Source organism: Falsiruegeria sp. JB4-1 (assembly GCF_055693495.1).
Map to the genome: position 1 here is coordinate 2818484 of NZ_JBVFTZ010000001.1, position 12047 is coordinate 2830530.

At 55.9% G+C, this 12047-nt stretch carries 8 protein-coding genes and 4 pseudogenes; 6 read left to right on the forward strand and 6 right to left on the reverse strand.

The features are described from left to right. The first annotated feature begins 78 nt into the window (after nucleotides 1-78). Nucleotides 79-402, forward strand: a complete 324-nt coding sequence (locus ACZ1HE_RS14395) for a hypothetical protein (RefSeq protein WP_472621833.1) — start codon at nucleotides 79-81, stop codon at nucleotides 400-402. Between the two features lie 75 nt (nucleotides 403-477). On the opposite strand, the gene proS is transcribed toward ACZ1HE_RS14395, so the two are convergent. Next, nucleotides 478-1836, reverse strand: a complete 1359-nt coding sequence (proS, locus tag ACZ1HE_RS14400; protein ID WP_472621835.1) for a proline--tRNA ligase — start codon at nucleotides 1834-1836, stop codon at nucleotides 478-480. 160 nt (nucleotides 1837-1996) lie between these two features. Between proS and ACZ1HE_RS14405 the strand changes: the two genes are divergently transcribed. From ACZ1HE_RS14405 to ACZ1HE_RS14425, 5 genes and pseudogenes are all read left to right on the forward strand, one after another. Further along, a complete protein-coding gene (locus ACZ1HE_RS14405) occupies nucleotides 1997-3154 on the forward strand; it encodes an isopenicillin N synthase family dioxygenase (RefSeq protein ID WP_472621837.1) in 1158 nt (385 codons plus the stop codon). Nucleotides 3155-3224: 70 nt separating this feature from the next. Continuing rightward, a pseudogene (locus tag ACZ1HE_RS14410) lies at nucleotides 3225-5080 on the forward strand (SLC13 family permease). A gap of 73 nt (nucleotides 5081-5153) precedes the next feature. After that, nucleotides 5154-6221, forward strand: a complete 1068-nt coding sequence (locus ACZ1HE_RS14415) for an AI-2E family transporter (RefSeq protein ID WP_472621839.1) — start codon at nucleotides 5154-5156, stop codon at nucleotides 6219-6221. Next, nucleotides 6222-6894: pseudogene (locus ACZ1HE_RS14420) on the forward strand (P-loop NTPase family protein). It abuts the gene before it with no gap. 79 nt (nucleotides 6895-6973) lie between these two features. After that, a pseudogene (locus ACZ1HE_RS14425) lies at nucleotides 6974-8517 on the forward strand (Ppx/GppA family phosphatase). Nucleotides 8518-8641: 124 nt separating this feature from the next. Here the strand turns inward: ACZ1HE_RS14425 and ACZ1HE_RS14430 are convergent. From ACZ1HE_RS14430 to ACZ1HE_RS14450, 5 genes and pseudogenes are all read right to left on the reverse strand, one after another. Then, a complete protein-coding gene (locus ACZ1HE_RS14430) occupies nucleotides 8642-9025 on the reverse strand; it encodes a hypothetical protein (protein WP_472621841.1) in 384 nt (127 codons plus the stop codon). A 37-nt stretch (nucleotides 9026-9062) separates the two neighbouring features. Next, the gene (locus ACZ1HE_RS14435) at nucleotides 9063-10067 is read right to left on the reverse strand and encodes an endonuclease/exonuclease/phosphatase family protein (RefSeq protein ID WP_472621843.1); all 1005 of its coding nucleotides are present in this window, start codon (nucleotides 10065-10067) and stop codon (nucleotides 9063-9065) included. A 3-nt stretch (nucleotides 10068-10070) separates the two neighbouring features. Next, the gene (locus ACZ1HE_RS14440; protein ID WP_472621845.1) at nucleotides 10071-10751 is read right to left on the reverse strand and encodes a TerB family tellurite resistance protein; all 681 of its coding nucleotides are present in this window, start codon (nucleotides 10749-10751) and stop codon (nucleotides 10071-10073) included. Nucleotides 10752-10816: 65 nt separating this feature from the next. Next, nucleotides 10817-11298: pseudogene (locus ACZ1HE_RS14445) on the reverse strand (GNAT family N-acetyltransferase). Next, nucleotides 11295-11903 (reverse strand): VOC family protein, encoded by a 609-nt coding sequence (locus ACZ1HE_RS14450; protein ID WP_472621847.1) that lies wholly within the window; start codon nucleotides 11901-11903, stop codon nucleotides 11295-11297. Before ACZ1HE_RS14450 ends, ACZ1HE_RS14445 begins: the two are co-directional and overlap by 4 nt. Nucleotides 11904-12047: the final 144 nt, after the last annotated feature.

Genomic DNA, 12047 nt, shown 5'->3' on the forward strand with positions numbered 1-12047 from the left:
GGGATGCTCATGGAACAGACTAGAAACGAAGCTTTTAGAAACGTGCATCAATTGCGCGGAACAAATGACGATAAACACATGGCAAACGGACCTGCTAAATTTGACTGCGAAACCGCAAGCCTGCTCAGGGCCATCCTTTTGCCGCTGTTTGCCAGGGCTGATAGCTGGACGGACCTGATCGACCGACTGGAAGCCAAAGGCTATCACCCGATGTTTCGCGACGGTCAACTTTGCCTGACTAAGCAATCCGACGGGGTCCGCATCTGCGGTCTGCGCTTTTTGGGCCTGGAAATGCAAACACTGGTGCAGCGATTTGGGCGTCCGTGTGTTTTGCCTTTTTCAGCGTCGTCTGCTGATGGTGAGATTTTGCGTCACCCGCCTGAGCGGGGAACGCTTCACTGATTTCGCACGCTGAGTTCTCAATCCGACAAGTCGCGGTCTCTCAAGTCCTCGGTTTTATCGAATCCGAGCCGAAAATCAGGCAAGGGCCGAACTGACGCGGTGTGGCGCGTAAATCTCGACCACCTTATTGACCGCCTCTTCCGGAGTCATCTCGACGCTTTCGCCGGTCTTTCGACTGGTCAACTCTACGACACCGTTTTTCAGGCCACGCGGACCTACGGTGATCCGCCACGGCAGACCAATCAGGTCCATGGTCGCAAACTTGCCGCCTGCGCGTTCCTTGCGGTCGTCATAGAGCGGTTCCAGACCCACGGCAGTCAGCGCCGCCTCAATCTGTTCACAGGCCGCATCCGCAGCTTCGTCGCCCTGTTTCAGGTTCACGATACCACAATGGAAAGGCGCAACACCCTCGGGCCAGATAATGCCGTTTTCATCATGGCTCGCCTCAATAATCGCACCCAGCAGGCGTGAAACGCCGATGCCGTGGCTACCCATGTGAACCGGCGTCTGTTTGCCATCTGGTCCCTGCACCACTGCGTTGAGCGGCTCAGAGTATTTGGTACCAAAATAGAAGATCTGCCCCACCTCGATTCCACGCGCCACTCGGCGGCGTTCCTCGGGGATCTGATTGAACAGGGCCTCATCGTGAGTTTCATCCGTGCGAGCATAGCGTGACGTGAATTCTTCGAGAACGGACTGGCATTGCTCAACGCTGTCATAGTCGATCTCGCGATCGCCAAAGGTCAGATCGGTGACGGCGCTGTCATAGAACACCTCGGACTCGCCGGTTTCCGCCAGCACCAGGAATTCGTGGGTATAGTCGCCCCCGATAGGTCCACCATCGGCGCGCATCGGAATCGCCTGCAATCCCATCCGCTCGTAGGTGCGCAGGTAGCTCACCAGATGACGGTTGTAGGCGTGCAGCGCGTCCTCTTTGGTGAGGTCAAAGTTGTAGCCGTCCTTCATGTAGAATTCGCGGCCCCGCATCACGCCAAAGCGCGGGCGGATTTCATCGCGGAATTTCCACTGGATCTGATACATGGTCAGCGGCAGGTCCTTGTAGCTGCTGACATTGGCGCGAAAGATGTCGGTGATCAGCTCTTCGGCAGTTGGCGTGAACAGCATATCGCGGTCGTGCCGGTCCTTGATGCGCAGCATCTCCTCGCCATAGGCGTCATAGCGCCCGCTTTCTCGCCACAAGTCCGCCGATTGCATGGTCGGCATCAGCATCGGGATGTGACCTGCGCGTATCTGCTCTTCGTGGACGATGTTTTCCAGCTTGCGCAGCACCTTGAAGCCCAAGGGCAGCCAGGAATAGATCCCGGCCGCAGATTGCTTGATCATGCCGGCCCGCAGCATCATGCGGTGGCTGACGATCTGGGCCTCGCTCGGGGTTTCCTTGAGCACAGGCAGAAAATAGCGGGACAAGCGCATTGCGGTCTCTCTGATGATTGGCGTTTTCGCTGATCTAAGCTATCGCCGCGTCTGGGGCAATCGGCCATTGTGGTTTTCGCGACTTCCAAGTGTCGGAAATTGAGTTGATCAAGAGCGGTTCAGGGCTGACGCTGTTTTAACCCGCCAGACGGAGCACGATATGCAAAGCATTCCCACGATCGACATTTCCCCACTGAAAAACCCAACCGACCCGGGTCGAAGCAAAGTGATCGCTCAAATCCACGACGCCTGCACCGACATCGGGTTTCTGTCGATCACGGGCACCGGCATTTCGCAACAAACCGTGGACAACGTGCGCGCCTGCGTTCGTGAGGTTTTTGACATCCCCGAAACCCGCAAATGGGAACAGGCGATCACCCGCGAAAACTATCGCGGTTATATTCCATTTGGCTTTTTTACGCCCAATGACGGTTCCGGATCGGCCGACAAATACGAGGGGTTCAAGCTGCATCATGAGGTAAAAGCCGACGACCCAATTGTAGCAGAGTGTCCGCTCTACGGCCCGAACCTCTGGCCTGCCGAAGTGCCATCCGCGCAGCGTGTTCTTTTGGATTACTGGAGGCAACTTGACTCTGTCGCTCTGTTGTTGCTTGGCGCATTGGCCGAAGCCCTGGAGCTTTCGCCAGAGCTTTTTACAACAGCATTTGACACGCCCATGACCAACATGACCCTGTTGCACTATCCGCCCCAAGCGCCTGATGAGCCGGGGTTCGGCATCCATCCGCACAAGGACACGGACGCACTGACCATCATCGCCCCCGATCCGGTCGGCGGGCTCGAGGTACAGACTCGTGATGGCGGTTGGATCACCCCCGACTGCCCGCCGGGCGGTTTTGTCGTCAACATCGGTGATATGCTGGAACTTTGGTCGGGTGGTCGGTGGGTCTCAACGCCGCATCGGGTGGTCAACCACTCCGGCAACGAGCGTTATTCTTTCCCATATTTTGCCGTACCACGCCACGATACGACTGTTGCACCGCTGGTATCCCCCTCTCCGGTTTCGACCGGCCATCTGTACATTGTGGTCACTGGTCCGCCGAGGTCTGGCGAACAAACTGGCCTGATGAGATTGCATCTGACGATACACCCGAACTGGGCACTCTTCACAGCTGACGGCGAATTTCTGACATGTCTCAAGTCAGACAAACGCCAGAAAAACCAACTGAAAAGACAATGGCCTTGGCTTGCTATGCCAAGTTCCTTTTGCGATCTGTGTTTCAATAGCTCAGGGCACGAGTTGGACCACTTACTCAAACTGGACCTAAAGAAACATCATGACACTATGGCCAGATGTTGAGTAAGCTTCGTTTAATACCAACTACTAATAAAACGGAGGCGAAGTGGAACAACTTGCCTTTACCTACGAAATGGGCGTGGTCGCCGCGCTCTTGGCATTTACGGTTTTTCTCTTTGTTTCTGAACTCATACGAATAGATCTGAGTGCTATTTTGGTGCTGGTCATCATTGGGATGCTCAGCTACCTGCCCGGCTTGAGCAATCTGGCAGACGTGAACAACCTTTTCGATGGGTTTGCGTCAAACGCAGTTATTTCTATCATCGCGGTGATGATCGTCGGCGCTGGTTTGGACAAAACCGGTATCATGAACAAGGTCGCCGCCGTAATCTTGAGGTACGGTGGGCGAACAGAGGGGCGCATCGTACCGATTATTTCAGGTACTGTGGGCGTCATATCGTCCTTTATGCAAAACGTCGGCGCCGCTGCACTCTTTCTGCCTGTGGTCAGCCGGATTTCATCGCGTTCTGGTATCCCCCTGTCGCGCCTTTTGATGCCTATGGGGTTTTGCGCCATTTTGGGTGGCACCATGACAATGGTGGGCTCGTCCCCGCTCATTCTGCTTAACGATCTGATCATTACTGCGAATGAAGGCCTTCCCGAGGGACAGAAGATGGAGCCTTTTGGCTTGTTCTCTGTCACACCTATCGGAGCAGTTTTGATCTTCACCGGAATTTTGTATTTCCTGCTTCTGGGTCGTTGGGTTCTGCCCGCCGTCCCCGCTCGCGTCGACGGAACCAGCGCGCAAGGCACCCAAACTTATCTCAAACGGGTTTACGGCTTGAAAGCAGAAGTCTTTGAAGTTGACGTGCCCGCCGATAGCCCGCTGGTCGGGCAGATCCTCGCGGATATCAACCTGGAAAACAATCTGTACATCATCTCGACATTCTATCGCGGCAAGGTGTCGATGGTTCAAATCCTGACCGCCGAGATCGCCGCCCCCTGTCGCTTGGCTATCATTGGGAAATCCAAGGTGGTGCATCGCTTTGCGCGAAAGTATGGGCTGCACATCCGCCCGGAATTGGATGTCTTTTCCGAAGAGTTCGCTCCCACCAATGCCGGCATCGCCGAATTGGTCATACCGCCAGACAGCAAATTGGTTGGAAAATGCCCCCGCGAACTGTTGCTGCGCAAAACATATGGTTTGAGCCTTTTGGCCATCCACCGCGGTGAAGACACGCTCAGTCATGTGGAAACTGAAGATCACGAACCAACTGCCATCGGTCTGGTGGAGTTTCAAACGGGTGACATGCTGGTGTCCCACACCCGGTGGGACAACCTAACCCGGATCAAACAAGATCCAGACTTTATCGTGGTCACGTCCGACTTTCCGCAAGAGGAACTGCGGCCCCAAAAGGTCGGCTGGGCCGTTTTTTCTTTGCCGTTGCCCTGTCATTGATCCTGTTCACCGACATCCGGCTATCGCTGTGCCTTTTGGTGGGTGCCGTTGGCATGATGCTGTCACGCGTGCTGAGCATTGACGAGGCTTACCGTGCGGTTGGCTGGAATACGGTCTTTCTTTTGGCGAGCCTTATACCTTTGGGCCAGGCTGTGCAGAATACCGGAACAGCTGCTTGGATTGCTCAACAGATCATGTTCATTCTGGACGGCTGGCCGATCTGGTCTTTGCAAGCTGGCGTCGCCATCCTTGCGACGGTCTTTTCACTGGTTATGTCAAACGTCGGCGCAACCGTATTGTTGGTGCCACTGGCGGTGTCCATCGCTGTTGCCTCAGGAGCAAACCCGGCCGTTTTTGCATTGACCGTTGCGATCTCGACGTCGAACAGCTTCATTATTCCAACGCATCAGGTAAATGCTTTGATCATGGGCCCCGCCGGATACAAGGTCATGGACTTTGTCCGTTCAGGCGGCATCATGACTTTGTTGTTCCTCGTGGTATCGCTGACAATGCTCAACGTAGTGTTCTGATCCAACGGCGCTCTTGCAACCCGCGTCGCCTTGGGCGATGTACAGTTCAAGGTTCACGGGTTGCGGAGCGGTTATGTCCCTGACAGTCAAAGAGCAACTGAGGTTTTGGGGTGTCGTCACCCTCGTTTTTGTCCTGATCCTGTGGCTTCTCGGCGATGTGTTGCTACCCTTCGTGATTGGGGGGGCAATCGCCTATTTCATCGACCCCATCGCTGACCGTTTGGAAAATATGGGACTGTCGCGGATGGCGGCAACCGGTCTGATAACGGTAGCATCCGTTTTGCTGTTCGTGATCATGACGCTGATGGTGGTGCCTGCGCTGATAACTCAGCTGATTGACCTCATCGAGATCTTGCCGCAGTTGTTTCGTGACCTCAAAGCATTTGTAGACCAAAAATTTCCGTCCCTTCAGGATCGGGAATCGAGCGTGCATCAAGTACTCGCGACCATCGGTGAAACGCTTAAGACCCGCAGTGGCGATTTCCTCCAATCCCTGTTGGGTTCGGTAGGGTCTGCCGTCAACGTCGTTGTGTTGCTGGTAATCGTTCCAGTGGTTGCCGTGTATCTACTGCTGGACTGGGATCGTATGATCGCGCGGATTGACGAGCTGTTGCCACGCGACCACGTCGGCGTCATTCGCGTTCTGGCAACGGACATCGACAAGGTTCTGGCCTCTTTTGTGCGCGGCATGGGAACGGTATGCCTGATTCTGGGAACATATTATGCCGTCGCTCTGATCCTTGTTGGACTACAGTTTGGTCTTGTCGTGGGCTTCATAGCCGGCCTCGTGACGTTCATTCCTTATCTCGGTGCTCTTATCGGCGGAGCCCTGGCAATTGGCCTCGCACTGTTTCAGTTTTGGGGTGATTGGGTTTCTGTGGGAATCGTGGCCGCGATATTCGCCTTTGGCCAGGTGATCGAAGGGAACGTTCTTACGCCAAAGCTGGTAGGAAGCTCGGTTGGTTTGCACCCTGTCTGGTTGTTGCTGGCTCTGTCTGTTTTCGGCGCATTGTTCGGCTTCGTTGGCATGTTGATCGCCGTTCCAGTTGCCGCCGCTCTGGGTGTGGTGGCCCGTTTTGCCACGGCCCAATACATGGACAGCCGCCTGTACCGGGGAGTTTCGGGACAGGACACCGAATAAATGGCCCAACAGCTCAGTTTCGACTTGCCCGCCAAAACGGCCCTGGGGCGAGAAGATTTCTTTGTCTCTCCAGCCAATGCGCTGGCAGTTGCAATGATCTCGGCGTCAAGTTGGCCAGGGAATAAACTGGTGCTTACTGGCCCCGCGGGATCGGGCAAGACACACCTTGCTCATGTGTGGGCTGAGCGAAACGGGTGGCCACATCATCAAGGCAATAGATTTGCGACATGACGACGTGCCCACCTTGGCCCAAGGGCCGGTGGCGGTCGAAAATGTCCCAGAAATTGCCGACGATCCGGACAAGCAGAAAACCTTGTTTCACTTGCACAATCTGGTTCTGGCCGAGGGCCATGCCCTTTTGATGACCGGTCGCTTGGCACCCAAGTTCTGGGAATTACCGCTGGCGGATCTTCAAAGCCGCGTACAGGGCGCCCACCATGTGGCCTTGGATCCACCAGACGATGCGCTGTTGTGTGCCGTTCTGGCCAAATTGTTCATCGACCGGCAGCTCAATCCGAAACCGGATGTGATTTCCTATCTGGTCAAGCACATCGACCGTCAATTCGACACGGCAGCGCAAGTGGTTGAACGTCTGGATCGGGTGGCCCTTTCCGAGCGGCGGGTCATTTCACGGGCGTTTGCCGCCCGGCTCTTGAATGAAAACAACTTCTGAACCCTAGCAGGATCGCCCGATGACAATTGACGCAGACATGCAGATTTCGCACTGTGACATCGACCGATCCGGGGATGAAATGGACCAGATTATCGATGATTCCGCGCCCGAATGGGGTGCTTTTGGGCGACCCTTGTTTGATGACCCAAGTGTGCGTCACTTGTCCCGGGTTGGCGTGGTCGACGTTGGGTCGAACTCTGTCCGCATGGTCGTATTTGATGGTGCTGCTCGATCGCCCGCCTATTTCTACAACGAAAAAATCATGTGTGCCCTTGGCGCAGGGCTGTCCGAAACAGGTCGCTTGAACCCCGAAGGACGCGATCGAGCCTTGGCAGCGTTGCATCGTTTTCAGCACCTCGCCAAAGGATTGGAACTGCCCCCCTTCACGTGGTGGCAACCGCAGCCGTACGCGACGCCAGTGACGGACATGATTTTTGCGAACAGGTGTTAAAGGAAACAGGCCTGCAGATTCGTGTTATCGATGGCGAGGAAGAAGCCCGCCTTTCCGCCCAAGGGGTTCTGTTGGGATGGCCAGGTGCCTATGGTTTGATTTGCGACATCGGTGGCTCTTCGATGGAACTGGCGGAAATTTCCGACAACTCGGTTGGTCGGCGCGTTACCTCTTCATTGGGTCCGCTGAAACTTCGCGATATCAAAGGTGGTCGCAAAGGTCGTCAGGCGCATATCAAAGAAGTCATGGAGAGCCTGCGAGACCAACTTGGCCCGCAGCGGGATCGACTGTTCCTGGTTGGCGGCAGTTGGCGTGCAATTGCACGGATCGACATGCTAAGACGCGGGTACCCTCTGAAGGTTTTGCATGAATACCGCATGACTGCGCATGATGTTCGCGAAACCGTCAAATTTATCGTAGAGGGCAACGCCGACAAAATCCGCAGTGCTGCGGGCGTGTCCGCGTCACGAATGGCGCTGGTTCTATACGCGGCGGACGTCCTGGTCCGGCTTTTGCGTACCTTCAAACCCAAAGACATTGCGATTTCAAGCTACGGCATTCGCGAAGGTCTGCTGTATGAGCAGATGCCCCATCGGCTGCGCAAGCGCGACCCCTTGATCGAAAGCGCCTATTTTGCCGAGTCGAAGGACGCCCGTCTTCCTGGATTTGGCAAGCAATTGTTCAATTTCGTGATGCCTTTGTTCAAATCCGCACCGCAATCACGCGTCCGTTTGGTCAAGGCTTCCTGTCTTCTCCACGACGTCAGTTGGCGAGCCCATCCCGACTATCGCGCCGAGGTATGTTTTGACAACGCAACCCGAGCAAACCTGGGTGGATTGAAACATTCGGAGCGCGTGTTTTTGGGGCTGGCCCTGCAGCACCGTTATCGCAACAAGCGCGAAGGCAACCGGTTCGAACCTCTCTACGAGTTGTTGGACGAAAAGGACCAGAAGCAGGCCGAGATTTTGGGTAAGGCCATGCGGTTCGGTGCAATGCTGTGGATGCAGAAAGATGCCGAATTGGGCAAACTCAGGTGGTATCCCAAGAAAAAGCGACTTGAGTTTCTCCTGCCCCGTTCTTCACGCGCGCTTTATGGCGAAGTCGGCGAAGCCCGTCTCAAATCGCTCGCGCAGTCTTTGGAAGCTGAATTGGTGGTCAAACTCCGCACCTAAAGCGTCCGCCCTTACATTTGAGACACGAATACCCTGCCATGCATCCGATTTTCTCGGGGCGTTCGGAGGCGCTCTTGGTTTCAGACGAAGTCGGGACGCCCGTGCGCGGTAGCCCCCGTTCTAGTCAGATGTCCGTTTGCTCTGGTGTGCTATCCGGATCAGAGGTTTCCGGCTCAAGCTCCTCGGGTAGCTTTTTGCGAATGATGATGTCCCCATTCGGCAGCATTTCTGGCACGTGATAGGCGCTCCAATCCTGAACCTCGTCCACCAGATCGGCCAATGCTGGTCCCATTTGTTCAAGAAAACTCAACATCGAAGGGCCAAACTGTTCTGCCATTTCCAGCATACTCTCAAGCGCTGGTTCCATCTCTTGACGCAGGCCTTTGAAAAACAACTCAGCCCCCTGTTCCATCAGGGATTTGTCATTCCCGATGCCATCCGTATCCTGAGCGGTCACCGGTGCAGCAAGGAGCAATCCAACCGTCGAAAGTGCAATGATCTGTCTCATGACAATTACATAGACACCCAAGGACAGGTTTCAAAGGTTACAAATCAACATCCAAAGACACCGGAAAATGATCCGAGGCAGTACGCAAAGCATTCTGCAGCTCTGGCATGCGTTGGCATTCGGTGCAGTGATCAGGATGCCAGATCCTCCACACGGGGTTCCGATCCCGGATACCTGAACTGACAAGAACATAGTCCAGAAGCGCACTTAGCGAAGTGCCGTTATCAGGGTTTTCAAAATGCGCTGTGACCTTGTTCTGCCCACTCTCTGTTGCATAGGGATGCGGGTCATAAAGGCCTGCGTCTAATAGAATTTCCACCGACGAGCGGCCAAACAGATGTTCGAATTCGTCCAAACCTGGCCCATCATTCAGATCCCCAAGAAGGACCACCTCTTCGCCTTCACCCAGATGTGCCTCAACCCGCTGTCGAAGCCAGATCGCCTGAGCCAATTGTTTACGGCGGTTGGCAATAGACCGGCGTATGATTTCGTCGCGGGTTCTGGCCCCATGAGGAGCTTTGGATTTCAGGTGGACGCCAATCAGACGAAACCGAAACCCGGCCTCTGTCCGCACCAACAATTCAAGTGGCGGTTTTGAAAACCGCACAAGATCCTCGGTTGCGTCGATGTCCAGATCAATGCGAAACGTTCCATCAAACCGCGGGGCATGGCGGCTACCGCTCTTGCCAGTCTCATTCCCCACGGGATCGTGGCGAAGGTCCAGTTTTGTTGGATCATAGAGCACCGCAATCTCTTGCTGCGTGTCGTTGGCAAATCCCATGACTGCCGTGTTGGTTCGCAGATCAAATGTCTTCGCGAACCGATGAAGAGACCGCAATGTGCTTTGGTGGCGCCCTGTATTGGGGGCTTCGACGATCAGAATCAAATCCGCATCAATTGCCGTAAAAACCTTGGCCAGCGCTTCGGTCTGCTGTGCTCGGGTCACGTCATGGCGCCCAGACCAGCCATCATCCGCAATCAGCCGATCTTCCTTGTCGAAAAGATTGGCGAACCATTCCACGTTGTAAGTCGCCAGCCGCATGCTTCAGACCCGCGCGCCGTTGATCTCGTCCCATGCGCGGTTGATATCGATCATGCGTTTTTCCGCCAGTCTGATCGCTTCCTCGGGAACTCCGCGCGCGATCATGGCGTCAGGGTGAGTTTCACGCACAAGCTTTCGCCAGACCTTGCGTATCTCGGTCAGCGGCATGTCCGGCTCGACCCCCAAAACAACATAGGGGTCATTTGGAGCATCCGGCACAAAACGCGCTCTGAGCCCCATGAACTGAGCCTCACTCAGGCCAAAGATCCCGGCCACATCGCCCAGGAACTCATTCTCGTTGGGGTGGTAGAACCCATCCGCCATGGCGATGTGAAACAACCCCTCCATCAGGTCATTCAGGGTCTGACGATCCTCGGCAAACATCGTCTTGATCTGCTGGGCGTAGTCACGATAGCCCGCCACATCCGTGCGCGCCATGTTGAACACGCGCGCCGCGCCCGCCTCGTCATCGCGCGCGATTTGGAAAACCTCGCGGAAAGCTGTGACCTCGTCGCGGGTGACCTGCCCGTCGGCTTTGGCCATCTTGGCCCCAAGCGCGATCACGGCGATGGCAAAGGCCACCGAGCGTTCGGGCGGTGAACGCAGCTTTTCAAACACTTGGCTAAGGCTTTCGCCCTGAGCTAGCGCACTAAGCGCGTCGGTGATGCGGGACCATAAAGACATGGAGTTACCCTATCGTGGAGAAAACCCTTTGTCAGGTGCGTCTTAGTGGCACCTGGATCAAGACCCTAGGTCAGAATTTTCTGCATCAAGATCAAATCAAGATACCTATCCCACTTCCACCCAACCTGCGGCATACGCCCCACCTCGTGAAACCCAATGGCCGTGTGAAAGGCCACACCATTGGGGTTGCTGCTGCTCACCCCTGCGACAAATACATGCACGCCGTCATCCCGCGCCACCTGTTCCAGTGCGGCCATCAAGGCGCGTCCCACGCCTGCCCCCTGGCCCGTGGGGCCAACTGGATCGAATGCTCTTTGGTCTTTGCATATCCCGGTCCGCCCCGAAATGCACCGTAGGTCGCAAAACCCGCAACGTGCCCGTCCATTTCTGCGACCAAGAAGCAAGGCCCGCGCGCCGAAATGGTGTCTGCAATCTCGGCCACATCTTTTTCGATGGTGGTAAAGGTGATCGTGGTGTCGCGGATGATGGCGTTGGTGATCTCGGCGATTGCCCCTGCATCCCCGTCCTGCGCCTGCCGGATGATCATGCCAGAACCCTTGGGCCAGACGGCGTGGTGAACTCGGCCCTCAGGCCAGGTGCTCCGGCCTCGACCACAATCCGCGTGTCACGGATCAGGACCTCGACAAGCTCGCCAAGCTCCCGGGCCTCAGGATGCGACAAGATCAAACGATCCAGAGAGCACCCCGAAGGCGCCATAGAGCCTGCCGGCGGTGTTCCCAACCACTGCAGCACAGCCGGGCACAGGTTGTCGAAGGGCAGAATTCCGTCCCGCGGCACCGTCATGAGCCATTGCAGATCGCCGCGCTGCATCTCGACCACCCGTTGCGCGTGGTCCGGCAGTTGCGCCTGCTCGGCCATCAGGTCATCGGCGCGCAAAATCCAGTTGGTCAGGCGTGCAGGTCCCTCAAACCGGTCAAGATCGAACCACCGTGGTTGGTCCTGAGGGTCAACAGACGGATCAACAGCAATCGCCTCAAGATACAGACCACCCTCCAGCCCGATCAGCCGGTTGTGGGTTCCATATCGCGGATGCTGCCCACCAGGCCCCATCGACACGCCAAGCGCCTTTTCGACATGAGCCACAGCCTCGTCCAACGTTGCGCCCGCAACAGCAAGATGATCCAACTTCATTCTCGGGTCCTCCTACCCGGACTTAGCCATGAAAAAAACAGCGCGCCAAGGCCCGCTGCTTCTTCTTGTTTCAAAATACGGTCGGGGGTGAATGCTCATGCTGAAAGCTTGAGCAGAGGGGGCAGACAGCCCCCTCCCCAACGA